The sequence below is a fragment of the Ewingella americana genome (assembly GCF_006438725.1).
GTDB lineage: Bacteria > Pseudomonadota > Gammaproteobacteria > Enterobacterales > Enterobacteriaceae > Ewingella > Ewingella americana_A.
Genome location: NZ_RCZD01000008.1, coordinates 55,805 through 82,317 on the forward strand (window position 1 = coordinate 55,805; position 26,513 = coordinate 82,317).

The window sequence follows — 26,513 nt, forward strand, 5'->3', positions numbered from 1 at the left end:
ATTTAGTTTTCGGAGATTAGCGTATGGCAGATATTATTCCGATTCTTTTTAGTATTGATTTGGTATCTGGATCTTCAGTAAGATTAGTAGCTGCAAAGAGTAGTGTTAAGAAAGTAGCTTCTTCTAAGAAGATATCTTATCCAGTTGATCCTCCAGTAATTGCTGCCTCTAGCATTGTTCCAGTTTTATTAACTGGCACGATGTCTTATCAGACAAGTAAATCTGTAAAAATTGCTGATAAGAAGATTACTTCAGCTTCATTAGGTGCAAGTGTTACTGATTATTCCAGTACAATATTTAATCAAATAAACTTTAACACGGGAGTTCTATTATCTGCAGAGTTTAACATTAACTCTGTTAAAATCTCAGATAAAGCAACTAAACGAACAACTTTACCTAACAATGGTGCAGAAACTTCGGCATCAACTCTATTTAAAAGTTCAGATATTATTTCTGCTGCTATAGTGATTGCGGTGGATGACAATATCAAGTTGACTAAAGTAGCTTATCAGAAAATTCGATCTGCTAACTTACCAACGGATGAAGAAAGTAAGCCTTTAGCAACTATTTTCCAATCAGGATTAATTGCTGATGTTCCTATTAAGGTTGATAATAGTCTTACAGTAACTTCTAAGATTGTCGAAACAAGGAAAGTTAAACAAGCCAATCTGCCAGTGAATGATGCTCAGATGGGAATATCTACTCTATTCTCCTTAGCTGGCTTCTTTGCAGGTAAAGTAGTTGCGACTGCTGAAATAATTAATCAGCAAAAAGCCTTTGATTATCAAGAAACAGTTCAGACTCCAATTCGTGTAGATTCAGTGACCAATTATGGTCGAGTGTTTGAAATAAGCTCATTCAAAACCGCAGTATTAGTTGAGAGTGATGCTCAGATCAATCAGAAGGAAGTGTTTAAATATCTGTCTACTAAACAGGCTCATTTGCCGGTTAATGTAACACAGTATGGTAATATTTTCTCGATCAGTGCACCATTTGTGGATAGTGAGAAAACAGGTGTTCGTTGGAGATCTACCATTGCAAGTGTTAGTGGCTTTATAGCTGACACAATGGATGCACTTCATAGTGGTCGAACTGTATTCGAAGCGGAAGTATTATCTGGAGTTATTGCTAATCCAGACTATGCTAAAGCTGAGACTCAATTGTTTAGGGTTGGAGAGTATAAATCGAAAGGGTCTATCATTGGTATGGACGCGGACACTATACTTGCTGGACGTATGCATGACTTCACTCTAATGGAACTCAATGTTGGTTTTATATCAGCGCCTCGATTACCAGTAGTAGTGTTTGGCTTCAAACCTCCTTCCAACACTTTACGTCAGACATGGTATTAAAAAAGCCGGCATTGCCGGCTTTACTTTTGCACTTTTGTCAGTAAAAACTAAGGTTTATCTGCTTCATATCCCGCAATTCTTACTACGAAAATTCTTAGAATCAAATTCTAGGAGTTCGACCTATCTATTTACCTTAAAGTCCAATACGGCTCAATACGCCAGACTCCAAATCAGAATTTTAAATGAAGGTCTTGATTGACTAGATGAGTTTTCTTACTTCAGAGATTGAAGAAGAATTTGTTGATGCGATCACTTCTTGCAAAGCTTTGACTATTAACTCAGGCTTAGCAGCAAGCACTTTAAGGACAACGTTCTTTCCATAAAGAATTTCAGATACGTTGAGGGGAATAGAAGCTTTATTCAATTTCTTACTTAAAGCAGATGCTTCTGTAGGTTTAATAGATTTACTTTGCCAGCAGCCTTCTTCATCTATATTCAGATATTGGTATCTGTCAGCCAGAAGATTGATTAATGCATTCCGAAGATTACGAAGACAAGAAACAATCTCATCAACGTTCTTATTGGAAATAGCGATACCTGTTGCTGCTAAGCTTCTGCCTTGGAAGTTATGGCCAAATTGCAAAGTTATTTCTGCTACTAAACCGGATAGTTCTTTTATATCGCCAGATTTAACATCAGTTGAACCCTCCAAAGTTGTACACTTAGAGTTAATCCAACCACAGATTTTAACAAGACACATGCACTTGCGCAGGCGGTTTGACAATTTTGTATCTCCTGAAAAAAAGTCCCACCCGAAAGTGGGACTCCTTATCTACTTAACCAAATTATAACCTTAGCTAGTAGATCCTAACAGATCCTGATCCACGCGATAAGTACCATACAGGCGACCAATATGGTAGCGCAGGTAATATGCGTAACGGAAATAATACGTCGTTGGATCATTATCTTTGCGCTGTACCCAGATATCACGATCATTTTCAATCTGGCGACCACTGCCATTTTTTTCTTGATACTTACCGATCTTACCAGAAGTAGACAAGTCTTGGAGCAGAGTCATCAGCAAGTTACCCACCAACATTTCACCATCCGCTTGAGAATCTGGAACAATGGATACGAGACCATCATCCATTTTCTGGCGGATAATCGCCGTGGTGTAATCTTTCTGGTTCATGGCGTTCAGCTGCTTCATATCTGGAGCAGTAGAGTCATGAGTGGTAATGTCGAGGATTTTAATCGTCGATGCTTTCGATTCCAGAAGAATAAATTGCATATTACCGATAATCCCGAGATCCAGATCAGTAAAGTTCTGAACAGAGGAGAAACCAGGAACTTGCTTACGGAGCAGGGTGTCGGAAGGCTCGGTCAGCTTATCGTTCATTGCCGCAATAACACCAGCGATGAAAGTACCGTCCAGAGTCAATTCCTGCTGGTAGCCGGAACGATTCGTGATAGTGCGTTTACCCCAGCAGCTAGCCGCAGAGAGTACGCGACCGGCGCGATAAGAACCTGCCGGAATCTTCATCACTTGACCGCCGTAATAAGCCAGAGTGCCTTCTTCCTGCAAAGCAGTACCAACTTTAGTCTGAACCGGATAACCGAACCAGCCATTGGTTGGAGAAGACAAGAATGGATCATTACGATAATCCAGCTCATTCATCACATCATTAAAGATGGTTGAATTGCTCAGAATGATCAGATCAGTGATTAGCTTATTTTCGCGAGTAGCAAGCAGGCCAACACGATAATCCGCATCAACATAATTGCCATCACGGTCAGCATCTTTGATCTGTACAATCGCGATCTGTGGTACGCCAACCACTTCCAGAGCAAGTTCTGCCATAATAGCCAGATCATTGTCGGTTGATGGATAGCCAACGATAGCGCGATAATTATCTTTAGTCAATGAGATAACAGTGTTATACATTGCATCCAGACGGAGAGCTTCTGCAGTCAGATAATATGACTGGCCGAAACTTGGTGCACGAGTGTATTGCAGGTAAGCTGTTACTGTACCGCCAGGTTTTGTGTTGAAGGTGATGTGTTTAGCATCAGCATCAAAAGCCCACTCTTCCTTAGGCAGCGTGACAGTCAGATCACCAACTTTCACTTCGATCAGAGTTACTGCAGTTGCACGAGTTTCACGCAGCTGGGCGAACCAAGCATTGCGGATACCAGTTACAGCGCCAGTTTTGTCTTGGCCGATATTACCAATGGAGATTTTCTCAACGGTCTCGAGATCATATTTCCATTTGATGCGACCAGTACACTCTACCGTAGCAGTGAACGTATCACCTACTTCGTACAGAGTCAGATCGGTGCCGAATTGAACAATCAGGCCAGCAGTGAATTCAGTTGCTTCACGGTTGAGATGATTAACGTTCAATTGACCCAGACCGCCAGTTGCATCTTCAGAGAACCAAGATACTTCTAACAGTGGGGTATCACGCAGGCCGAGTTCCAGAGTCAGAACGTCATTGACTTTGAACAGGGTCAGATCGCCGAAGTCAGCGTACATACCGTCAAGGATAGCAACATTACGTTCGAAGCCAACTTTAACAGTCAGTTCACTGGAATAGGCCGGAACATCGCGAGATACTTTGAACTTGACATAGGAAGAACCTGTGCCAATCTCAGCAACCGCAAAAGTGTAAGCCGTATCGGTGGTGCCCGTCCAGTTCTGGAGATTAGTAACCAGAGCGCCAGTACCCACGTTTGATGCTGCTGCAACACTGTTTAACAGAGTAGGCTGCATCACTTTACGCTTGGCATCAATAATCAAGGTAAAGGTACGAGTCGGGCCGACATATTTGGACAGGTCATTGCGGAAGCTTGGCAAATCGCCAGCACCATCGTTGGCTACTTTGTTCTGGGTAGGAGAACCAATCGCGAATGCGTTCAGGTTAACTTCCAGATCATAGTATTCAGGAAGGAGATCAGTGTTACCAGCTTGGTAGCCCATAGTCAAGATGCGGGACAGGTTAGGAATACCCGTATCATCTAACACTGTGGCATCAGCTGACTGATAGCTCATTAGGTAAACCAGATTCGGGTCGAAGGCCGCAGAATTAATGCGAACGCCGATCAGGGACTGGTTAGAATCGCCGGCGATGAAATCCCAAAGACGCTTGTCAATCGTTTCACCAGAAGTGGTGATCAGAGCCGCGTCGTCTTTGTTACCATTACTGGTAAATTTCAGGCGAGTGGTATAAGGAGCTTGCTGCGGGAAAGACAAAAGCTCATTCTTCACGAAACCGCGAGTAATGATTTTGTTTTCATACAATAGCTGATTTGAGCCGCGACCGATATAGCACGGAATGCGTTGGTAGTCAGCGGTAGCCACAACTCGGGGAATCTGCTCTTGGCCAATATAAACACCTGGCTTTACGTAGCGACTTCCCGGATCGATGATGGCGTCTGTTGTTGACATAAGGACGACCTCACTGGTTGCATAAATCATTTAACTCAATTCATACATATTTTACCGGTGGAAAAGTATTGAATAATCCGGAGATAAGAAGCTTGTTATTAAATGAAATGTTTATTATAATTAGATTAGGATTTTGTTATTAATAATCAATAGGTTACTATGCTAAAAGCATTTGAATATAGAGTGTTCCCAACCGAAATTCAAAGGGAAATTCTGCTTCAAAATGCAGGTAATGCTCGATTCATTTATAACCATTTACTAGCTCAAATTAAAGAAACTGGGGAGATTCTCTCAGCTTATAGCTTATCCAAGAAGCTTCCAGAATTAAAGTCTAAATTCGAATTCTTAAAATTATCTGAGAGTAGCTCATTACAGCATGTAACTGGACATCTGGGTATAGCCCTTCGAAGATTCTTTGATAAAGTTAGTAATTTTCCAGTGTTTAAAAGAAAAGGGGTCAAGGATTCTTTCACAATCAGTAATATCAATAGTAACTGTTGGATCTGGAATCCTGACTCAGATAATTCTACCGGAAAACATCAGATACGTCTGGCTAAGCTAGGCTGGTTTAAATTCAGCTACCATAGAGAAATACCTAAAGAGTATCTAATAAAGCGAATAACTATAAAACTAAAATCGGATAACAACTGGTATATTTCCATTTTATCGGACAATGGTTTAGATTTACCTGAAGCCCTTAATCCTAAGTCTTCTATTGGAATTGATTTAGGATTAAAAGACTTTCTTACTCTATCTAATGGAGATAAGATTTCCTCTCCCAAGCATTATCACCTTGCGCAACGCAAATTAAAACGTCTTCAAAGATCATTTAGCCGAAAAGCCAAAGGCTCCTTAGCATCTTTGAAACAGAAATCTAAGATATCCAAACTTCACTTCAAGATAGCTGCTCAACGAAAAGACTTTCTCAATAAACTTAGTTATTCTATAGTTTCGAAATATGATCTCGTTACTTTAGAGACTCTCAACGTTATTGAAATGTCTAAGAACAAATATCTAGCCAAAGCTATAATGACTTCTGGCTGGTCTATATTCAAATCAATGATAGAATACAAACTAGAAAATCAAGGTAAATGGTGGTGCTATGCTGATCCGTTCTTTGCTAGTTCACGAATTCATCATAATTCTGGATATAAGAATTCTCAGTTAACACTGAACGTTCGAGAGTGGGTTTGTCCTGAAAGTGGAAGTGTAGTAGATAGGGATGTGAATGCTGCGATTAACTTAGATCAATTGGGACAACATTGGTTTTTATCCAATAACCTACTAAATTCTAAAGAATATCAAGAAGCTATTCGATCTAAGACTCTTTTGAGTTTGAACCTACCGAAGCCAGAATCGGAAAGGGCAGCTTAGGCTGCAAACGCCTAATAGATACCAGCCACTAGAAAGTGGCTGGGATTAGGAAGTGAGTTATCACAACTGAGACCGGTGAGGTCCGAGGTATTAGCTTAACAAGGAACCAATAAGTTTGAACACTCTTGAGCCGCTATCATAAGCACTGATAGGACGTTCCAGCGGGGTCATTTTTTGTTCACGATCGTTGAAGTTCGCAATGTTAGGGGCGAATTCTACGATTTCGAAAGCGTGCAAGTGCTGAATCTGTTTTTCTGTCAGAGATTCAATCATGGATTCAACTTCTACCCATGCCAGACCGTCGGGAACATAACAAGCTACGTGCGGCATATCAACAGGATCAAGTACATCAAGATCGAAGCTAATACCAAACCCATGAGGGCATTGCATAGCTCGTTCCACAGCCTGCTCAAACGCTGAGACGTAATCCGTTTTGATCTTTGGATCTGCATAAATAATTGTCACACCCAGACTTTCTAATAACGCTTTCTCTTCTGGCTCATAAGAACGAATACCGATAAGAGTAGTGTACTTAGGATCAACCGCTTGATGGTGTTTCCAATCATTTACTAATGAAGGATGACCATACCCCATCAGAGACGCCAAAGGCATACCATGAATTGCGCCACTTGGAGTGGTTTCATCAGTATGAGAATCCATATGAGCATCGATCCAGATCAAACCGATAGCACCCTCAGTGTGAGCACTAACACCTCGCCATGTGCCAATAGCGCAAGAATGGTCTCCACCAATTACAATAGGGAAACGATTCTGATCTTTGGTTACGCTAACGGTTTCAGCCAATGCTTCTGAGAATGCGCGAGTACGTGCATATTCTTGCAGATGATCATAATCCAATTCATCCACAATAGAGTGGAAACTGGTTTTCTGGAAGAAGCTCAAAGGTGCATTATGGAACTTAGGATTGACATGCAGAATATCATATAAATCCCGCAAATAGGCCGCAGAGTAATAAGTATCTCCATCAGGCCCGCAATTAGCACCGCAAGCAGCACCGATAATATTGATAGCAGGGGTATCAAAAATAGAAGATTTGCTGGAAGATTTCTTAATAGAGGTCTGAATAGGGTCGAGTGTTGACATGAAATTTAAAAGTCCTGTAAGTTCGTAACATTAATACGATAAACATATTCTACAGGACTTTTTAGAGGGTTATTCTAGAGCTTTGGGAAGTCAAACGTCCAACCGTCTAAGATCATAGCGACATCATTATTGACAACTACTTGAGATGGCCCGACACCTTTACAGAATACGGTTCGATCTTTAGATGCTTGATTTCTAGTCTGGAAACCAATTGAGATACAATCAGTTAATATCAGATCTTTTGGTAGATTAACTATCGCTTTGAAGTTGCGATTAATAGTCATCATAGTATCACTGCCAAGCATCTGAGTATAGAAATCCGGTACTTTAGTTGGTACGTCGATCTTCATTCCATCATCGATATAATTGCTGACACTTAGCAATGGAAGTATACCGGTTTGATGCAGGGTAATGCTATTGAAATTCTTAATAATTGAGAGGGAACCCATGTTCTTGTTATCCACGACTTCATTATAGGTAGAGGTATCTCTATCAAAATTCAGAATAAGTGGACGTCCATGAGGAACCATTAAAGCGGTAGTGGTCAGACGTTCTTGGGGAATGAGATAATCTAGGAGATTAATAWCTTCGGAATGGGCTGGAAAAGCTAGAATTGTCAGAAGGGTCAGAACTATGCGAGATTTCATTATACGTGTCCATATGAGTGAATCATTAGTTCTAGTTTACATGAGGTATTCCTTTGAAGTTTTTCTTATATTCTATAGGGAAATCCTTGGTTTACACAACGTGAAAAACCCGCTACTTGAGCGGGTCATTTTCTAACTGGAAGGCTAAGGCTTATTCGCCTGCAATATGTTTTACTTTATCGCTTAATATTGCAGTTAATGGATTATTAACCGCACGTTCAAAGAATGCTTTCTGATTATCAAAAGCCACGTCATTAGTTTTAATGAATTCTTCTAAAGCATTCAGATTGCTCAAACAAGTCATATTGTTGAAGACTTTTTCGATATGTTTCACTTCAATCTGATAAGTTGAGAAATCACCATTGGTTTCAACATATTCTGTTTTAATCCAACCAGACTTGATATCTTTAGGGAAGACATCTGCTTCAATTGAATGCCCTCTGTTCTTGAGGAAATACGGATACAACTTGTTATCTTCTTCGCTACGGTGCAGGATGATTGCATATGGCGATTTAAGATAGGTAAGGATTCGATAATCATGAACCGGCAAGTTGAAGGCGGCACATAAACGATACATATCAGTTATTTCTAACTGGAAACAAAAGAGATCATTAAAACGCAACACTTTAGCGATATCATCACGATTTGTTTTGAGTTCGATAAGTTCTTCGATCGCTGCTTTAATTTCGCTTTTCTTTGATGCGTAAAAAGCTTTACGTACTTCGTAATCTTCAATCTTATTAGCTTCGTTCAGGATCTGGATAAATAACATTTCAAAGCCTCTCAAGTTCCAATTAATTTCCTATTAACACTATTATATAGGGATTTAGCTTGAATATCAATGGATTTATCGCACATTGTCGTCTATATACATGAAAAAACCCGCTACTTGAGCGGGTTCTTCGTTTACCAGGATGTTACTTCCTCAGGCGAGTCGCTTAGAAATAATAGCGAACGCCGAACAATACATCTTGCGATGTAATGTCTGCTTTAGCGCTTGATGTAGCGCCATCTTCATCGGTTTTGGTTGCGGTAATATCGCCGGCATCCAGATATTTGTAGCTCAGATCAAGTGACCAGTTGTCATTAATAGCATACGCAACACCGACACCGGCGCTCCATGCAAAATTATCGACGCTGTGAGATCGAGAATCACCTGCACCTTCGTTAGAGGATATATATTGATCCAAAGAAAGGTGGCTCAGGCCGAGGCCGGCAGTTACGTATGGAGTCCAGGCAGTGCCAGTATCAAAGTCGTAATAGGTATTGACCATCAAGGTCTGTATACCCACTTTGGTATGGTTGGCGAGTTGGCCATAATCTTTAAAGTCCGAGCGAGACACGTTGGATACGTCAGCACGAATGGTGTATTCCAGTTCAGCACGAATCGGCAGGCTGGAGACAGCGCTGAAGTCGTAACCGGCAGCGATTGCTGCGGCGAAAGCGGTTTTATCTTTGTTCGCAAAAGCGAATTGCTCAGCAGAGTCGTCCTGCGTCGCGTCGAAGGACAGATCTTGACTGGCAACATGCGTAATAGCAGCGCCGGCTTTCAGAGCGGTATAAACGCCAGATGTTTTCTCAGCAGAAGCAACTGCAGCAGTGGAGAAGGACAGACTCGCCAGACTCAGGATTGCGAGTACAAGACCCGTTCGGAGCATTTTCATTGCAATTTCCTTTTTAAGTGAAAGATACGCATTTAAATAAAACAACTTCTTAAATATATTACTGCATCAGTTACTGGTATTAATCAGCCAGAAGCAGACTATTTTGGAATAAACGTTCCAGAATATTGGCAGAGTTTTCAGCTGCTATTTTCAGATTACTGTTGAAATCAGTGGCTGCATTAACACCTGCTAGATCGGAAATACCTTTAGCAACAACCAGACAGTCTGCCATATTATTATCATGACAAACTTGACCAACTGCTATCAGTTCCATATCAATAGACACTGAGAAGACGGGATGATTGATTGCAATATCACCATAGATGCCTTCGACTGAGACAATCTTATCGAGAGATTCTTTCAGCTTGTCCGTGTCTGCAATAAAGGAATCAAATGAGATGGATACACAGTTGTGATCACATGCTCGAATAAGACGGAAAGGAATCTTAACATCTTGGCCTTCTTCTTCAAGTTTCAATGCATTTTGGCGCATTTTTTCTTGTTCTGAGAAGACGTAACCGATTTCTTTGAAAGTGTTCTGAGTGCAGAGAGGGAATTTCTCAGGCTGCTGGGCCATCTGACCATACTTATAGTTAAATGCCGTAACATCTACATCACCATAAGCGGTAAACAGGGGCTGAAGAACGTCGCCGATTGCTAACACTTCCGGATACTCATCGTAGCCTTTTGCATAAGCCGCACAACTACCACCAACATAAATGCGAGCGATTTCGGATACTTTCAAAGAAGCCTTTAAACGATGGATAGTTGCAGATAAGCGAGAAGCGGCCGAAGTGCGCCCAATACCTAACAAAGTAAATACAACTGTTACAACTTCATCGGTAAGAAATCGTCCAGTAAATTCCCAGAACGGAAGCTTCCGTTGTTCTAAAGAATCTAGGATTGCGAACATATCACGCTTTGCATGATCTGGAAGAATCTTATTGAGCATAGGCTCCAATTCTTCTTTCATAGCGGCTGCAAAGATGTATGCCCGTGGTTTTTTATGGCTGGCCATAGTTAAGTCTTATTTCCAAATTGGTTAATTGAACAACAATATTTTAACTGATAGGTTAACTTCTAAATATACCGTTTTCGTAATTCATTTTCGAGATTATTGATGAGATTTACGGCTTCTTGACCTCTTAATTTGACGATTGTCTTATGATAAGATTTGTCAGTTATCCGGATCTCAATGTGATCTATTTCATCGGTTAGGTGCTTATGACGTGTGGGAAAGAAATCTTCAGGGGAGTTAGACCATACAACAATACTATGTTCATCTTCATTGTAGTCTGCTGGAGTATGTGTCCAGTAAGATTGTAGCCAAATTCTAATAGGAGTGTCATTAATGTCTTTGACTATTGTTGGAAGAAATGCGAAACATTTGACCCCTTTTATCAAAGCATATTCACGCAAAGTCTGCTTATCTTCTTTACTTAATTTCAGCTTAGGAATTTTCTGGAATATCATAGAAGTATCTCGCAATTAATAACTATAATTGTTATTTAATACGAGAAAAGCCCTCAATTGAGGGCTTTATAATCGGATTTTATCGGAATTTAGATAGTTACTACACAATCCATTTAGGGATTTGAGCAGTCTGACCAGCCTTGTCATGAGTACAATCATTCAAGAATTGAATGCTACCATCATTAACGAAAGAATGGCAAATGAGCTGTTTATCTTTTGAGGAGTCCATGAATTCTTCTTCATTATCACTTGGTTCAGACCAAGAAGCTAATATCGAAGGACTGAAAGTAGGATTCACATTGTTATGATTCCAACCCCAACGAGGGCCAGTGCCTGTACCAATCTGAACCTGATGATTACGGCCACATCCCGGACAATGGAACACGACAGTATCATCATTAATCTTATGGATAACTTCCTCGCTCATTTACTATCCTCTTATTTGGCTACTCCTGCTTCTTGCAGGACAGTGTTAAACTCTTCACCATAACGGTTAGCATTACCAACCTGATTTGGATGTGGAGTTACTAATTCACGAATGCCCACAATACGGTTGCCTTGCTTAGCATCAACCAATACTGCTTTGTGTATGCGGCCAGGAAGCTGAGAAACAGGAACATCTTCGTATCCCATAATGATACATAGATCGCCTGGATTGAATAAATGAGCTGCCGCACCGTTTAAGCAAATCTGGCCGCTATGCATTTCACCTTCAATCACATAAGTCTGTAAACGTCCACCACTATTGACATTAACTACATCAACCTGCGTGTACGGAAGAATACCCGAAGCTTGTAACAGAACCGGATCAATAGTGATTGAGCCAACATAGTCAACTTGTGCATCAGTGACAAGGGCACGGTGAATCTTACCATAACAAAACTGACGAGTAGCTTCTTGAGACATATGAATACTTCCTACTAAGGTGAATTATTAAATAACTTTCATTATTATACGAACATTATCTCATTTGAAAATTAGCAGACTATTAAATAGCTTTAGCAACTGCTGCGGCAAAATCAGCAAATGAAGCAGGGATTTGAATCTCTTTATTATTGATATAGCAACCTTGAAGTAAAGCACCTACCCCACTGTCAATAGTAGTAAGTTCCAGTTTTACCTTATGGGAGGGGCCAGAGGTATACATAAGAGTATACAGATCAAAATCTGAAGACATATCGTACTTATCTGCTTCATCATCATGACGATCAAAACAAGCCCAAGTAGAACCATGAGATACTTTTAGATTCAGAACTGGTAAAGTAAGGTTCAAATCAGAGGCTACTTGATCCGCCATTTTAACCAAGTCTGAAGCGACTTCTGGATCAATATGACTAATCAGATTATCAAACTGGGCATGACCCCACCATTTAGGATTGATTGCACTAATTATGGCTGCTTTAATTTTGTCATTCATTGTGTATATCCTTATTTAGTTAAATAATATTCAATAGTATAACGGGTATCTTCGTCCAGATTTTCCATGTTTTTCAGACACCAATTAAGGAATCCTTTATCAATATCAGCCCACTTGGTATTTTTATGCTTGCCAAAATAGATTGTCGATAACAAAGAAGGGGTATTGGTTATTTGTAGCATACCTTCTATACTGCATTCGCAAACTGTGGCAAAGTGAACTAGCAATGCAGCTGTCACATAGCAATCATACAAAGCTCGATGGGGGTAGAGATCATCTGGAACAGTTACGTTTAATTGTAAAGCATAGCGCATATACTGATTGTTATGCTTTGGAAGATCTGGATAGAAATAGCGAGACAATTTCAGAGTACAAATCCAAGGAGTTTCTGCAGGAATTAATGGGAGTTTACTTCGGTCAAAGGGAGCATTATGCGCAATATAATAATCCGCACCCAGATATTTTGGCATGACTTCTTCTAACAAAGGCTTTCCTGCAACCATCTCATAAGTGATATGATGGATGCTCATAGCCTCGATAGATATTTCATCTGGAGGAGATAACAAATCTGATTGTGGATTAGTATATTCACCGGCCATGACGTCTAAGCTGGCTACTTCTACAATGCCACCTACCAGATTCCCTTCTGTATCAATAACTCGAAAGATTGTCATAGCCGATGCCTATTACTTAACTAATGCTAATTGTGGGTATCCATTCTCGGCAATATCACGCTGGATTTCACGCTGGATTTGTTCTTGCTTATATCCAGGCAGGTAATCTTCCGCTAATTTAACCAGCGCCATGTGAATGGTATCTGTTTTACTCAACTCCAAATGTTGCGTTAAACGATCTAACGTTTCTGCACTTACACCATTTGGAGTATCTTTAATCTTTAAACGCAACAATATTGAAGCGGTCATTAGAACCTCTTTTATACAATACGAGAAAACCCGCCGAAGCGGGTTGATGTTCTGATTGAAATCAACGTCCCATATAGAATGTAAACATTGGCATATCCCGCACGGCATCAATAGCCTGTGGAGTTCCAACAACTACCAAAGATTTCTTCTCATGAAACGCATTTCGGAAAGCGGTTGCAATAGAGATTGCAGTGTCTTTAAGTTCTTTACCCGTTAGATTAGGGTGCAGATACACTTTACCCTCTAACGTCAAACCTCGAGGCTGATTCTTATGAGTGAACAGTCGGGATGTTTTCCGATCTTTAGCTGCGGCAGCTAATAATAAATCTGACGTCTGAATTTCCTGAAGTTGCAACATATAATCCTGCCTTAGTTTCCGAAATTACATTGAAGTCAACCCTGAATCAGCGGTTTCCATGAAATCAACATAGCCATCAACATGACCAGTATTAGTGATCAATCGTTGCATGTTAAGTGCATATAACTGTTTAAATGTGATTGTCTTGTTATTGAATAAAGACTCACCGAGAAGACTACTACCAGATAATAGCAGAAAGTTTGCCAACATATCTTCTTGTTCACCGGTTAAATCTTTGAATTTGCTTAGTTCTTTCTCAATCCGCTGAATGTTCTCAGCTTTCTGCTGGCGCTCGGCACGGACACGAGAACCATTCTGTTTCCACCATATGGCTGAGAAAATAGCGCCGCCAAAGATAAATACTAAGGCTGCATAGCAAAAGAACATAATTAAGAATTGACGTTCTTCTTCTCTAATCATACTGCCACCGGAGCTTTAATAGCATCATAAGACTGATAATCGGTTAACTCAAAATCTTCAAAAGTATAGCTGAAAATGTCTTTCGGCTTACGCTTGAACTTCAGAGTTGGTAGAGGTAATGGCTCACGAGTTAGCTGGAGATTGCATTGCTCAACATGGTTGCTATAGATGTGAACATCACCACCAGTCCAAACAAAGTCACCTACTGCCATGTCCAATTGCTGAGCCATCATATGAATCAACATAGAGTAGCTGGCAATATTGAAGGGGAGACCGAGGAACACATCAGCAGAACGTTGATAAAGCTGGCAACTTAATGCGACTCGAGGAATTCCCCAGTTATCAAGAATATTTTCCATAACGTGGACTTGAGGCGCAGTATCATCCTCGGTCCGATCATATTCTGTAACAACTCCACGTTCAACGGCAATATCTAAACGTTGATTCACTCGCAATTTCCGAGTGTAGAACTGGAATAGCGCATGGCAAGGAGCCAGAGCCATTTCGTCCAGATCGCCAACGTTCCAAGCGGAAACAATAATGCGACGAGAGTCTGGATCTTGTTTAAGCTGTTTCATCACCATAGACAGCTGATCTAAATGACGACCACCGCTAGCTGTCCAAGAACGCCATTGGTGTGGATAAACGGGTCCGAGGTCGCCTGCATTCTTGATGATCTTATCTTTGTGTGTTGGGACGTTCCGCTCTGATAACCAGTCATGACTTTCTGTTTCAGATAAAGTATTCAGAGTCTTACGAATAGCGTCAACGGGTATGCCAGTCATTTGGGAATAAGCGCAAACTCGTTCGAAATTTCCCATAAGAACTGATTCGGTAACATCTTCTTTGAGTGCCCATTCATCCCAGATGCTTACCTTGTTATCTTGAAGATACTGGATATTAGTATCTCCCTTGAGGAACCAGAGGAGTTCGTGAATGATAGAGCGCAGATGACACTTCTTGGTTGTTACCAGAGGAAAGCCTTCTCTCAGATTAAAACGCATCTGATGACCAAAGATTGATAGTGTGCCTGTCCCAGTACGATCGGCTTTTACAGCACCTTCGTCCAGAACCTTCTGCATTAAATCAAGATATTGTTTCATAAGAGATTCCTTAGTAGCGAGTTTCAGGAGAAGGAGATTTTTCTAAATAGAGTTTTAAGACTTCTCGCTTAGCATTGCCGCTTAGAGTTTTGGTCACATCAGAATAAAGAATCACATTATAAGCATCATCTGCTTCTATTTTGCAAGTAAACTCAAGAACTTGCTGACTAACTCCAAGACCGGAGTTGGAGGCATATACTGTGACTAAGAGTTTGAATTGAGAGGCCATGGATTATCTCACGAATAAGGTTTATTGAATTAATTACTTTATTATTTTAACGTTGTATTTTCGGAAAAAAGGCCGCTCAATGGCGACCCATTTATAATCTATATTACGACTTTAAGAACTTACCTAGATTAATCATAAGAAAAGGTTGCCAGAAAGCAACCTTTTTTTAATAGCTGAGCTATTGTTCACATATACTTTTCTATAACAAAGAATGCCGCTCGGTTTAGATAGCTTTGCATAAGTTCTTCACCTTCTGCATCTAGTACATTTGGATGAGTCGGAGTTTCAACCATCATACCCAGATAATCCCTTGTGCGAGAGAAAGGATGTGCAGCATTAGGATTTTGTCGGTATTGGTTTAATTCTTCAAAAGATCGATGTACTTTGCTCAGATATTCATCTTTATCTGCGGGCATGGAGGTTACGAAGAAATCAGAAGAAGACCAGCTGACTGTTTCAGAAATCTGTTTATCGGTGAGTTTATAATCAAGATTGTTAGTGCCTGCCAATGATTTTACTGTACCAATACGCAAACATTTCTGACATTTACCACAATTACCGCCATTATGCACATGGCTTGCGTGGCAACTGGTTTGAAGATGACCATACTTAAATACTTTATCTAATACCATCTGACCTTGATAGCCAGTGATCGGATACATAATAGATCCGAAATTAGGCATGATATTGCCATAGATATTATTGATAGTATTTGCAATATCCGGACTTTGTTCATAATCATAAGTATGAATATGGCTAGTCGATTGAGAAGTAATTGCGACGTCTTGACTAATGCTGCGTTCATATTCATCGCCGCTGAGCAGCATTTGAATATCTACTTTAGATGACTGATTCATCTTGATATTGATTAACTGAGCCATTGAGAACACATGAGTCAGCATACAGATTGGAGCACCTAAACGAACGTCGCAAATAGGTTCCAATAATGCAGATAAGAAATTCGATTGGCAGATAAAGATATGACGTGGATCTTCATCACCTTTATGGCCGAGATCAGTAAACACTTTCTTCAGATAAGTGCTCTGATATTGACCAGAAGCAATATCATCATTTGTGATATGCTGGAACACAGAAATGTGAGGTGCTTGACCAGTGAAAGCCATCATGAACTCATAAGTAAACAAGCTTTCTTTACCAAAAGAACAGTTTACTGCCACTTCACTGTCTTCGGACAATTTAGCAGATAAAGTATTCCGCAAGCCCGACTCTTCAGTGTGTTCGTTGAACAGGGGTTCTGTTCCGAAAGGCATTTCATACTCAGATTCAAAATCACCAATCAGACCAGCTAAACCAGATTGAACGTTTTTCAAAGGTTCGAAATAGCCTTTGCTGGTAGCGCCCATTGCATAACGCATATTGTTACGTTCAATGTTAGCTGTCTTATAGAAAGCACTAACAATCAGTTGAGCCTGATCTTGATTTTCAACCACCGTCTCAATCATGGTGTAAATATTGTCGTTTTCCAAATCAAAGCTAAGGCGACTTGAGAAAGCTACAGGTCCGACAAAACATTGGAGGATCAGATTATAGATCAGAGGCTGAATTTGCTTGAAAGTTACAGCGTTCTGGCAGTTATCTCCCCGACTCAGTTTCAGTTTATTGAGATTTAGATCGTTTGGATTAATATCCGACGTATCCAGTAAACCCCAATTGAATACCAATTTCTTAGGGGTATTCATCATCTCGGCCAGATACTTTTTACTATCAATCTGATAATCAATTACTACGCCGTTCATATCATAATGAACGTCCAAAATTCGAATGTTGCTAAAGCCGCGACGACCAACTACACCCTTTTCAGATACAAGGGGCAATTGAATATTAGCGTACGTTTCTAATATGAAGCGAGATGTAAAGCGAGCTTCGTTTTTATCGGTCATTATGAATTTTGCCTTAGTGGGAATTTATCTTTATATACGAAATAAAATACGAAAGCCCACCGAAGTGAGCTTTCTTTCAGAAAACTATTAGCTTTAATCGTGTCTTGAATAACAATACGCTAAAACAAAACCAGCGAGAGTATTGCCTAATGTCACGTAGCCGAGATTATAGAATATCTGACCTAAAGTAATATGCGACCCCTCGCCAAAATAGGATAAGAAGAGCAAAGTCATATTAGCTACTGAGTGTTCAAAGCCACAGGCAATAAACGCTAGTAAACACCACCATACACAGATAAGGCCAGATACGGTTTCTTTGAGTCTGTTCCACATCCAAATAGCCAGACAAACTAACAGATTACAAAAGAACCCTTTTAGGATTAAAGAAGTCGGCGTAAACGTCACTTTAGCCAAGGCTGCACTGTGCACAATGCTGCTTTCTAAAGTAAGAGGACTAAATATATGGGCAATTCCATAAGCCAGTAGCATGGCTCCCAGAAGGTTTCCTACCCATGTTGTGCATAGCATTGCCAAGCATTTACTGAAACTAAGTTTTGAACGGGAGCGAAATCTGGAGTCCAGGATATAGCAACTGAATACAAAAGTATGTCCAGTGTATAGATAAGCACCCGCTACTAAGATCAGAGTCAAGGCTATGCCGAAAGTAGCGCCCATTATCAAAGGTCGGAATTCAGGAGGTAGAGTATTGCCTAACGTGAAAATCAGAATAATGCCGATGCCAATATAAACGCCGCCCAGCATAGCACGAATAAGATACGTAAATACGGTGTTGTTTGCCATATTATCGACAGAGTTACTGAGGGTATTAAAAATATCTTTGATTGTATACATTGGAAAGTCCACATAGTGAATAAGGTTATACTTATTATGCGGCTTCTGTACAAGCAGAAAAAAGGGCGTTTTCCAATAACGTGGAAACGCCCTGTGGGGATAGTCACAATAATTCGACTATAAGTTTCATAGGCTGCGAGGCATTATGAAATTGGTATCAACACTAAGCTGATTATGTTAGGGCATTCACAAACACCCTAAGATCATCGGCTTAAACCAGTGATGCTCTCACAGTTACTTCACCGTTATCATCAACTTCTTCAAATACATGGTGAGCACTACAGATTGGGCAATTGGTTTCTTTGCCAGCACTACCTTCAACAGTCATGCGAAGAGTGCTTTTGCAATACAAGCAATCAGCATCAATCTCTTTCGGAAGGGTAGCTACTCGCTTTGATTTTGATATTGGAGTGACTGCACCAACGATATGCACTTCATTATGCTTTAAACCACCTTGAAGTTGAATCGGTTTCAATAAATCAGTCATGTTTATATTCCTTAATCAGAGTAGGCTTCTGCGGAAGAACCATACTCATTCGTCTTAATGGTGATGGAAGTTTCCTCATCACAGCGAGAACATTTACAGGTAACAACTTTCTTACCTTCGGGAACCAGCTCACCATAGGATGCAATACCATTGATAGTTTTAAAGCAATGGCCGCATTTAGCAACATCCGTAACTCGCATACCGGTACTGAGTATAGGCATTAATCTTCGTCCGTGTGGCCAGTAACTTCAACGTTGCCACCGACACGAGATAAAGTGAGTTCCGAATCACAAGAACCACAATCTTCCTCGATGGTTTCAAACTCTAGATGAGAATCCGATGCCACGAAGAAATCAGCAAAGGGTGCATTCTCATCCAATGAATTATTGCAGACTGGGCAAGTTGCAACATCATTCAAGCTACCATTAATCTTATAAATCACTTGAGGTGTCCTCTGAAACTAGGGAGGTTTCCCTCCCCGATTTAATTATTTGTCGATCAGCTGGGTATATGCCAATGCTTTAAAATCATCATATTGAGCATCAACCAGAAGGTATAGGTCGAGCAATTTCAAAAATGAACGGATACTAAGGATACCGTTCATTTGAGTGATATGTTCATTCAAGAAGTCAAGTACCACTCCTTTATCTTCAACGGTTGCATTACGATGATCAACATATTCTGCTACCTGACGGATACGAATAAGGATTTCGCGATTCGAAAGATTCATATCCACATGGTGCACACGAGTTAAGAACGCTTCATAATGGTCACCGCCCAACACTAAGTTGGTCAAGAAAATAATATGACCTTTGAATACGAACGATGCTGGAGCACTCATTAACAATGAACGACTATCCCAACTGATAATTCGAACTGGTCGAGTATCCAACGCTGCTTTCAAGATATTGATTGTCTGTGTAGACTGGAATACGCTGTCACAGTCATCAAATACTGTGATTTTGCCTTCTTCAGAGTTCGCATACAAACGTTCATATAAAGCCAGCGGGGTGATGTGACCTGTGATGCGATCAATATCATCTTTATGAGCATTCTTTATAAGAATCTCTTCAACAGTGTGCGTTTTACCAACACCGCCCGGACCACTAACAATGATACCGGAGATTCGACCAGCTRCAACACCACGAGTCATTGTTTCCAGCGTTACGAACTTACGAGCAATGCGATCACCAACTTCTTTTTCGGTTTCAGCATAGCCATGACCCATACTAACAAACTGCATTGGGACATCTTCAACTGTGCCATCTTCATCCCAGCGAATGGACATTGTACCATTCTTTTTACCGAAAGCTTCACAAATACCGGTATAAGGGGAAGTATAAAGACCGGTTACTGTTACTGGCTTATTAATGAAAACGTTCAGGGTGTCCATTGCACTTACTAAATCTGACTTCATTTGATACCTCGCATATTTATATCTTTTTTATGATACGGGCGGGATTTATGTTCTTTTATTCCCTTTCCCATTATCTATATAATATACGATTACCCCTGTAAAATCAACTAAAGAATGTGCATTTCAGCTAATTAGACCTAGATTTATGCTATTTTGACCGGTCAATCGTCGGTATATCGGTAAATTAATACGGCCTCTGAATCATTCAATTCGGCAAGACGTTCGGAATCGTCTAAGCTCACTTGTAGCAGGCCAAATGAATTCAGCCAATGCATCCAACGGTTGAATTCTGGAATTTTCGGCTTATCTTCTGGAGCAACTACTAGCAGCGGTTTGAAATTGGACACATGGACATACTCTCCACTATTTTCCGGATACTCAATAGCCAGAACGTTTTGACTTGTAATATCTTCTGCGTACAAACTTTTCAATTTTTCAGCACCCGAACGCGGCACAATCAGCATAGAATCATCGTTGAAATACACTGCCAGATTTCTAAACCCATCTTTCCGGAGTGCTACCCTCTTAATGAGTGTACCGACGTACTTTAAATCTTCTTCAGAAGACACGACGGATATCAACAGTTCATTAGCCACTGAATCTTCTAGCTTATAGAGAAGGTCAGATACTTCATGTAGTGCAGTGTGAGGTTCACAGATAAGAATATCAAATGCTGTCAGAACAGCTAAGTCTGCTTTCATTATAGACTTCACTTCTATGGAGAAGTCAGTATTGGCGGAGAACAATTCGGTTATTTGCGAGTGTAAGTCTGGACATTCCAATAATCCTACACGAACTACTAAGGTGGAAGTCATATCTAGATCTCCTAAAGAATGGTATTCCCCATTATATATACGACCTCTATTAACCTTTATTCCGGAGACACAATACTATGAAATTGAAGTTGGATTGAAGCGAATTTCATCAATAAATTGATATATAATTTTCCGAGAATCTGGAGACGAAGCCGAAGGCGAGAGTCTTCGGATTATCTGATTATATATCAATGCGGCTTCCGCAGGAAGTCCATGGATTATACTAAGAATTGAATTCTTTAGAGACTAAAGTTTTTTATATATTTAATATAGGGTTAACCGTAATTCTAATTATAGCGTAATTTCGAGATTGCGAGAATATACTAAGATTCCCTACGGGAATTTTTAAATTTACCCTCTAAACCCTCCGAGCTGGCATTCTCGCCTACGGCTTCATTTAGCTCTTCCACGTTTTGATTGGTTAAATTTAAAAGTTTATGGATTTGACATGAATTGATATCGGCTTCCTATACATATAAGGCCGAAGGCCGAATATCTCGGAAATATAACGGAAGGATTATGTGTGGTCAAAATTAGGGGTAGTTTTCAAGATTCTAATTATAGATTTATAGATTCTATAGCCGAAAAAAAGCCTGAGACATACAAAGATGCTCAGGCTGGAATTATCTAAATTTKGATAAAATGTCGTAAAGAGTTTCGGTTACTCTTATTACTTTATACGATTAACTATAGCTGGGATTTAACCTGAAATTGCTTTAGACTTTCAGCCGGAATGGCCAGGATATCTCCGGAAGCATAAACTCCATTGACAGTTAACCAATCTTGTAATTTTTGAAGATCTGCCGGCGAAGGATGTCCGATATAATTAGGGCGGACATACCCGTCTACGCTCAAAGTATAATCAGAGCTCTGAAGATAGTCAGGACTATTTTTCAGCTGTTCTATCTGAGCATTATCTATAGGCTTAATAGCGAAGCCATCATAATGTCCTGGATTGATTAACCAAGCTACTTGGTAGCCGTCACGTACTGCCTTTTCTGCAAACTGAAGTTGGGACACGATATATGACATATGTATTCCTTCAAGCTAAACGTTTATATTACTTTCTATATAAAAGAGGCCACCGAAGTGGCCTTTTGAACTACTTAGTTTTATTATTAACGCAATGCTGGGTCGTTCTGCATAACACGAACTTGTTCGAAGAACTCACTTTTCATAGAAGCGTTCTTACGGAATTCACCGCGAACTACTGAAGTAGTTGTAGCAGCTTCATCTTTAATGCCACGCCATGACATACACATATGCTTAGCGCTGATAGACACAATCAGACCCTGCGGTTCGATCAATTTATCCAGTTCATCCGCCAGCATCTGAATTGCTTCTTCTTGAATGTGTGGACGAGAAAGAATCCACTCAGCCAGACGGCCATACTTAGACAGGCCAGCAACAGATTTGCCAGGTTTAATACCGATCCAAAGAGAACCGATAATCGGAACGAAGTGGTGCGAACAGGCGCTACGCACTCTGAATGGTCCGATGATAATTACTTCATCAAGATTGCGATCGTTCGGGAATTCAGTAATTTTCGGTTCTGGCAGATAACGACCGCTAAACACTTCGCGAATATACATCTTAGCAACACGTTTATTAGTTTCGCGAGTGTTATGATCGTTCTCAGTATCAATAACCAGAGCATTCAGTACCTGAGCAAAGCCTTTTGCTACGTCGTCTTGCAAGCCTTGCATTTCTTCTTCGCTATGAATATAAGCGGAGATATTATCTGCAGCGTGGAAACGAGGACGATCGCCCATTAAAGAAAGCTCGGACTTTAACTCAACAATACGTGCGGTTAAAGAGTTACCATGCTCAACTGCAGAAGATGAATTAGCAAATTCGAGTTCTGGACGACGAACATTCGAACCTAATTCTTTTTCGAACTTTTCTAACTTATTCGAGAGAGTTTGGAGCTGATCTCGAACACTTTGAGTTTTGACATCCCACTCAGTTTGAGCAGCGATGATACGCTCGCGGATTACTTGACTAATCTGAGTCACTTGGTTAGTGTTATCCATGTATCTTCTTCTATTATCGGTTTATAATACTTTCTAAATAATTATACGATACTATTAATTAGTGTCGCACCCTTACTAAATGTTCATCTATATTATACCTGAGATAATTCTCTAAGTATTAATTTCAGGGTTCACAACATGATCTTGGACAAGACGTTTAGCTACCTTGCGAGGATCCAATCCCATAACCAAACAGATGTCAATTAGCATCCACTCGTTTTGAGGTAGGCCAAATTCTACAAGGCGGCGAGCAACATGTCTGTCTATTGGAAAGGCGGGAAGCTTAAGATAATCTCGAACGAATAGCCAGAGGACTTTAGATCCTTGCGGGCATCCGGCTATGTTAAAGACTTCTTGAATCGCACCTTTCCAATCCACAGGTGGAATTTCTTTGAGCCGATAGAAATGCTCATTGAAATTGATCTGATTAGCTTTGCAATAAGCCATTGCACTGGACAACATAGAGTTCTGCCAGGTTAGGGGATAAATTTCAGAGAAGGTACTCTCATGGAATACCTTCTCTGTGCCCCATTGTAAAGCGGCATTTATAACGTTCCAACGGCGAGTAAATTTCCAAGGTCCGCTACCCACACAACACAGAAAAGCATTTTGAGGCGTCTTAGTATCTAGCCATGAGAAATCTTCTGCTTCTGAGAACATTTCTTTGGCTATATCTAGATGACGATGATTAACTGGATTGATTGGGTGAAACATAGCTACCTTTTAACTGGAAATTTACGATGACTTTTAGGATAATACGAAAGATTATTACGATCCGTTTTCACCATACGACGCTGATCTAACTGTTCCATTTCAAGGCTATCGACTACTGGTGGCAGCTTTATTTCTTGACATACCTTTTTCAGGCTAATAGCAAGATTATCTAGCTGAGACATGCTGTCTAAAATGACGATTCTATCCTTATCTGATGTGTAAAGACCGTGCAAATCTCGATAAAACTTCTCACCTTCGGCCATTCGACTTATTAGTGTTCCGCCAACAATAGCAACTTTCTTGGTCATAGCTTAATCACCTTCAACGATTTGTTGCAGGTCATACATCGACACTGACAAGCCAGGATAATCACCGGTTGGATCAAGAGTAACACTGATATGCTTAATGCCGGTGTTCTGAGTGTCTTGATTGGCACAACCATAATCCGGCCCCCGCAAATCATAAACGACAGTACCTGCTGGTGCCGGAACAGATTTGCAATCTTTACTGGTGAAAGTAACATCGCGTCGCAAAGTATATTTAGTAGCCATATTCAAACTCCTTATGAGATTTGCTGCACACAATCGCGAGGGATAGTGAAGAAGTTGTTCTTATCTGAGTTGAAATGTTCAGGGTTATCCCCTTCTGGAACTCTACGCAATGTGATATGGAGAATACCCGTTTCTGCAGTAATTATTTGAGCAGAACCATAATCCAGAATACTAAGTTGAGCTAATATTGTCCCAACAGGTACTTGATTGTTTGGTATTTCTTTGCAGACTTTGAAGAGTGGGGTGTTTAAATAGTCTTCTTCTTCAAAGCCAAGAGTTGACGCGATAGCACGCTTAGGTGCTGAAATCCAGAAAGGAAAACCACTAATACTACGCAGAACATCTTCGGTTCGACTATAAGACTTCAGTTCAATCTGATCATCCGAAATTAGTTTACCGAGATGATATTCACCTTCATTGTCTAGCCATATAACTTCATAATTGAATGCTGGCGGTTGAACGGAAGATCGACGAAGAAAAGATACCATTTCACCAATATTGCTGAAACGTTTATTTTCTTTATAGTAAGTTAGATGTTCTTCACCTTCGAACTCAATCCAATAAAGGAATTGATCTTCGTTGGCTTTTCGAACCATTACTCGAGAACTGAAATGCGAGTTAATATCTTCGTCAACATAAGGTTGAACCTGCACATGTTGAATAGTAGTTCCATGAATAACTTCTGCCGGAAGTAAGTGGCCAACATAGAACTTTTTATCAAGATCAATCCAACCAACCATGCGACCAATTTCAGGCCAACCATCTCGAGCAATAACTTTGATTGATTTTGGAAGTGCCCCATTTAAGATGATATTGAGAGGATCAAGGCGATCCAAAATACCTTCTGTTCCGAGCATGCGAGCACTGTGTCGATTAATCATTACAGTCATTAGATGTTCCTTTTCGCGTTTAATTATTCAATTGATGGTTGTGGTGGAGCTGTCCAACGCTCCATAGATTTAGGAGTACGTCGAGTTCCTTTCCGAACCAATTTACCGACTTCACCTAAATTGAGATCTAACCAGAATTGGTACTCTGAGATAGGTAAGAGTTCTTCAGAAGCGTTGAGGTGAACTTTCTGATCATCTTTGTCGTACCAGCCAGCATAAAAAGTGCCAGAATCATCAACAAAGAGAACATCAATTCCATAAGGTGGGAGATTGAATTCACCTAAATATTGAATGTGGCGAGTTAAAGATCCCAGCTTCATTGGGGGATTATCATAACCGATAGGATCAGAACTTGCCAGAACGTCTGTTTCCACAGTTTTCATGCTAGTCTGAAAAGTTTCCAATTTACTTGAGTCTGCTAATTCTACCCAGAAATGGAAATCAGATAGTGCATGCGGCCAACCGGCTTCTAAATGAGGTGATAGATTTACGTTATTTGTTTCTGCAACATAGCAGCCGGCACGCATAGAGCCTTTGCGGGTTATCCAAAGAACTTTTCGGCCATCAGCAGGAAGCTCTCGAGCAACAATGTTCACAGAGGTAACTGGAACACCAATGATCTCGGACACTTTTTCCAAAGAAGCGTTGGCTAATTCAAAAATTGAAATCATTAGCGACCTCTTAGGAAGTTATCACGAAGATCTTGCAACTTGCGAACCATTGTCGGATCTTGGTAAGCATCCATCAGAGTTTCACGTTCTTTGACCTGACTGCTAAGAAATTTCTTAATTGGAGAGCCATAGCGATTGTGATTCACAACTTTGGAGATTCCCTTCTGAGCGGTCAAACCGATGCCAGGCARTTTTCCTTGAACTTCTTGGAGAGTTGAACGAATTGCCTGACGTTTACTAATGATTGTAGCCATGATGATCTCGCACTTGTTTTATTACTATTTAATACGAACAAATACGAGAAAGGGCCGATGATCTAGCCCTTGATCACTTACAGATAAAAACCTAAGAACTTACGTGTCTTTTTCAACACCGACATTGGAACGCAATCGAATTGAGTAAGCTGACCCTCTTGATCTTCTTGATTAGCACTGGTCACTGCGATGATTTCAACTTCATCGGGAACTTCATGAATCTCTCGGATATCTCTATCTAGACCAAATATATGGCCGGTGTATTCCGCAACAATATCACCTTTCTTATAATCTTCAAAGTCCGAGGTAAACTTGTATTTCTGTGCTTCATTGACGTTATAACTGGTTGTAAACATACTTTTCTCCTTTTTATTATTTATATATTTAACATAACCGATTTTGAGAAAATGTCAATGGCCAGAACTAAGAGACTATAAGTTTTCCTGACGAACGGTCGACCTTTATTTTAAGCATAA

General features: G+C 40.3%; 33 protein-coding genes. 2 read left to right on the forward strand and 31 right to left on the reverse strand.

What is annotated here, in order from left to right; genetic code table 11:
• Nucleotides 1-23: 23 nt before the first annotated feature.
• Nucleotides 24-1,352 carry a hypothetical protein gene (locus tag EAH77_RS15340; RefSeq protein ID WP_140473684.1) on the forward strand — a complete coding sequence of 443 codons (1,329 nt, stop codon included), beginning with the start codon at nucleotides 24-26 and terminating at the stop codon, nucleotides 1,350-1,352.
• A 199-nt stretch (nucleotides 1,353-1,551) separates the two neighbouring features.
• Here EAH77_RS15340 and EAH77_RS15345 read toward each other — a convergent pair whose 3' ends face one another.
• Together EAH77_RS15345 and EAH77_RS15350 are read right to left on the reverse strand one after the other, a co-directional pair.
• Nucleotides 1,552-2,076 carry a hypothetical protein gene (locus tag EAH77_RS15345; RefSeq protein WP_140473685.1) on the reverse strand — a complete coding sequence of 175 codons (525 nt, stop codon included), beginning with the start codon at nucleotides 2,074-2,076 and terminating at the stop codon, nucleotides 1,552-1,554.
• Nucleotides 2,077-2,145: 69 nt separating this feature from the next.
• Complete coding sequence (locus tag EAH77_RS15350; RefSeq protein ID WP_140473686.1) at nucleotides 2,146-4,740, reverse strand: hypothetical protein; 2,595 nt, start codon at nucleotides 4,738-4,740, stop codon at nucleotides 2,146-2,148.
• A 159-nt stretch (nucleotides 4,741-4,899) separates the two neighbouring features.
• Here EAH77_RS15350 and EAH77_RS15355 point away from each other — a divergent pair, with 159 nt between their 5' ends.
• Nucleotides 4,900-6,114, forward strand: a complete 1,215-nt coding sequence (locus EAH77_RS15355; RefSeq protein ID WP_140473885.1) for an RNA-guided endonuclease InsQ/TnpB family protein — start codon at nucleotides 4,900-4,902, stop codon at nucleotides 6,112-6,114.
• 90 nt (nucleotides 6,115-6,204) lie between these two features.
• On the opposite strand, the gene EAH77_RS15360 is transcribed toward EAH77_RS15355, so the two are convergent.
• From EAH77_RS15360 to EAH77_RS15500, 29 genes are all read right to left on the reverse strand, one after another.
• Nucleotides 6,205-7,218: an arginase family protein gene (locus tag EAH77_RS15360; RefSeq protein ID WP_140473687.1), complete on the reverse strand. Its 1,014-nt coding sequence runs from the start codon at nucleotides 7,216-7,218 to the stop codon at nucleotides 6,205-6,207.
• A 74-nt stretch (nucleotides 7,219-7,292) separates the two neighbouring features.
• Nucleotides 7,293-7,865, reverse strand: coding sequence for a hypothetical protein (locus EAH77_RS15365; protein ID WP_140473688.1), 573 nt, complete (start codon nucleotides 7,863-7,865; stop codon nucleotides 7,293-7,295).
• 151 nt (nucleotides 7,866-8,016) lie between these two features.
• A complete protein-coding gene (locus tag EAH77_RS15370; RefSeq protein ID WP_140473689.1) occupies nucleotides 8,017-8,637 on the reverse strand; it encodes a hypothetical protein in 621 nt (206 codons plus the stop codon).
• 166 nt (nucleotides 8,638-8,803) lie between these two features.
• Complete coding sequence (locus EAH77_RS15375) at nucleotides 8,804-9,529, reverse strand: outer membrane protein (RefSeq protein ID WP_140473690.1); 726 nt, start codon at nucleotides 9,527-9,529, stop codon at nucleotides 8,804-8,806.
• Between the two features lie 79 nt (nucleotides 9,530-9,608).
• Entirely contained in the window at nucleotides 9,609-10,547 is a 939-nt protein-coding gene (locus tag EAH77_RS15380; protein ID WP_140473691.1) for a 5'-methylthioadenosine/S-adenosylhomocysteine nucleosidase, read from the reverse strand.
• A 555-nt stretch (nucleotides 10,548-11,102) separates the two neighbouring features.
• On the reverse strand, nucleotides 11,103-11,429 hold the full coding sequence (locus tag EAH77_RS15385) for a DUF6527 family protein (protein WP_140473692.1): 327 nt from the start codon (nucleotides 11,427-11,429) through the stop codon (nucleotides 11,103-11,105).
• Between the two features lie 11 nt (nucleotides 11,430-11,440).
• Nucleotides 11,441-11,908, reverse strand: coding sequence for an aspartate 1-decarboxylase (gene panD / locus EAH77_RS15390; RefSeq protein WP_140473693.1), 468 nt, complete (start codon nucleotides 11,906-11,908; stop codon nucleotides 11,441-11,443).
• An 82-nt stretch (nucleotides 11,909-11,990) separates the two neighbouring features.
• Entirely contained in the window at nucleotides 11,991-12,419 is a 429-nt protein-coding gene (locus tag EAH77_RS15395) for a hypothetical protein (protein ID WP_140473694.1), read from the reverse strand.
• Between the two features lie 11 nt (nucleotides 12,420-12,430).
• Entirely contained in the window at nucleotides 12,431-13,093 is a 663-nt protein-coding gene (gene exoX, locus EAH77_RS15400; protein ID WP_140473695.1) for an exodeoxyribonuclease X, read from the reverse strand.
• Nucleotides 13,094-13,105: 12 nt separating this feature from the next.
• On the reverse strand, nucleotides 13,106-13,342 hold the full coding sequence (locus EAH77_RS15405) for a hypothetical protein (protein ID WP_140473696.1): 237 nt from the start codon (nucleotides 13,340-13,342) through the stop codon (nucleotides 13,106-13,108).
• Between the two features lie 61 nt (nucleotides 13,343-13,403).
• The gene (locus EAH77_RS15410) at nucleotides 13,404-13,700 is read right to left on the reverse strand and encodes a hypothetical protein (protein ID WP_140473697.1); all 297 of its coding nucleotides are present in this window, start codon (nucleotides 13,698-13,700) and stop codon (nucleotides 13,404-13,406) included.
• Nucleotides 13,701-13,724: 24 nt separating this feature from the next.
• Entirely contained in the window at nucleotides 13,725-14,120 is a 396-nt protein-coding gene (locus EAH77_RS15415; protein ID WP_140473698.1) for a hypothetical protein, read from the reverse strand.
• The gene (gene thyA / locus EAH77_RS15420; RefSeq protein ID WP_140473699.1) at nucleotides 14,117-15,223 is read right to left on the reverse strand and encodes a thymidylate synthase; all 1,107 of its coding nucleotides are present in this window, start codon (nucleotides 15,221-15,223) and stop codon (nucleotides 14,117-14,119) included. Before thyA ends, EAH77_RS15415 begins: the two co-directional genes overlap by 4 nt.
• 10 nt (nucleotides 15,224-15,233) lie before the next feature.
• A complete protein-coding gene (locus EAH77_RS15425; protein WP_140473700.1) occupies nucleotides 15,234-15,452 on the reverse strand; it encodes a hypothetical protein in 219 nt (72 codons plus the stop codon).
• A 185-nt stretch (nucleotides 15,453-15,637) separates the two neighbouring features.
• Nucleotides 15,638-17,353, reverse strand: a complete 1,716-nt coding sequence (locus EAH77_RS15430) for a hypothetical protein (protein WP_140473701.1) — start codon at nucleotides 17,351-17,353, stop codon at nucleotides 15,638-15,640.
• A gap of 93 nt (nucleotides 17,354-17,446) precedes the next feature.
• Nucleotides 17,447-18,205 carry a formate/nitrite transporter family protein gene (locus tag EAH77_RS15435; protein WP_140473702.1) on the reverse strand — a complete coding sequence of 253 codons (759 nt, stop codon included), beginning with the start codon at nucleotides 18,203-18,205 and terminating at the stop codon, nucleotides 17,447-17,449.
• 211 nt (nucleotides 18,206-18,416) lie between these two features.
• A complete protein-coding gene (locus tag EAH77_RS15440) occupies nucleotides 18,417-18,692 on the reverse strand; it encodes a hypothetical protein (RefSeq protein ID WP_140473703.1) in 276 nt (91 codons plus the stop codon).
• A gap of 220 nt (nucleotides 18,693-18,912) precedes the next feature.
• Nucleotides 18,913-19,134, reverse strand: coding sequence for a hypothetical protein (locus EAH77_RS15445; protein WP_140473704.1), 222 nt, complete (start codon nucleotides 19,132-19,134; stop codon nucleotides 18,913-18,915).
• 45 nt (nucleotides 19,135-19,179) lie between these two features.
• Nucleotides 19,180-20,109 (reverse strand): ATP-binding protein, encoded by a 930-nt coding sequence (locus EAH77_RS15450; RefSeq protein WP_140473705.1) that lies wholly within the window; start codon nucleotides 20,107-20,109, stop codon nucleotides 19,180-19,182.
• 161 nt (nucleotides 20,110-20,270) lie between these two features.
• Complete coding sequence (locus tag EAH77_RS15455; RefSeq protein ID WP_140473706.1) at nucleotides 20,271-20,924, reverse strand: hypothetical protein; 654 nt, start codon at nucleotides 20,922-20,924, stop codon at nucleotides 20,271-20,273.
• Between the two features lie 687 nt (nucleotides 20,925-21,611).
• Nucleotides 21,612-21,956, reverse strand: a complete 345-nt coding sequence (locus EAH77_RS15460; protein WP_140473707.1) for a hypothetical protein — start codon at nucleotides 21,954-21,956, stop codon at nucleotides 21,612-21,614.
• 86 nt (nucleotides 21,957-22,042) lie between these two features.
• On the reverse strand, nucleotides 22,043-22,957 hold the full coding sequence (gene folE, locus EAH77_RS15465; protein ID WP_140473708.1) for a GTP cyclohydrolase I: 915 nt from the start codon (nucleotides 22,955-22,957) through the stop codon (nucleotides 22,043-22,045).
• A 111-nt stretch (nucleotides 22,958-23,068) separates the two neighbouring features.
• The gene (locus EAH77_RS15470; RefSeq protein ID WP_140473709.1) at nucleotides 23,069-23,671 is read right to left on the reverse strand and encodes a hypothetical protein; all 603 of its coding nucleotides are present in this window, start codon (nucleotides 23,669-23,671) and stop codon (nucleotides 23,069-23,071) included.
• Nucleotides 23,672-23,673: 2 nt separating this feature from the next.
• Entirely contained in the window at nucleotides 23,674-23,979 is a 306-nt protein-coding gene (locus tag EAH77_RS15475) for a hypothetical protein (protein WP_140473710.1), read from the reverse strand.
• Between the two features lie 3 nt (nucleotides 23,980-23,982).
• Nucleotides 23,983-24,222, reverse strand: coding sequence for a hypothetical protein (locus EAH77_RS15480; RefSeq protein WP_140473711.1), 240 nt, complete (start codon nucleotides 24,220-24,222; stop codon nucleotides 23,983-23,985).
• A gap of 11 nt (nucleotides 24,223-24,233) precedes the next feature.
• Nucleotides 24,234-25,112 (reverse strand): hypothetical protein, encoded by an 879-nt coding sequence (locus EAH77_RS15485; protein ID WP_140473712.1) that lies wholly within the window; start codon nucleotides 25,110-25,112, stop codon nucleotides 24,234-24,236.
• A 23-nt stretch (nucleotides 25,113-25,135) separates the two neighbouring features.
• On the reverse strand, nucleotides 25,136-25,783 hold the full coding sequence (locus EAH77_RS15490; RefSeq protein ID WP_140473713.1) for a hypothetical protein: 648 nt from the start codon (nucleotides 25,781-25,783) through the stop codon (nucleotides 25,136-25,138).
• Entirely contained in the window at nucleotides 25,783-26,037 is a 255-nt protein-coding gene (locus EAH77_RS15495; RefSeq protein ID WP_140473714.1) for a hypothetical protein, read from the reverse strand. Before EAH77_RS15495 ends, EAH77_RS15490 begins: the two co-directional genes overlap by 1 nt.
• 77 nt (nucleotides 26,038-26,114) lie before the next feature.
• Entirely contained in the window at nucleotides 26,115-26,393 is a 279-nt protein-coding gene (locus tag EAH77_RS15500) for a hypothetical protein (protein ID WP_140473715.1), read from the reverse strand.
• Between the last annotated feature and the right edge of the window lie 120 nt (nucleotides 26,394-26,513).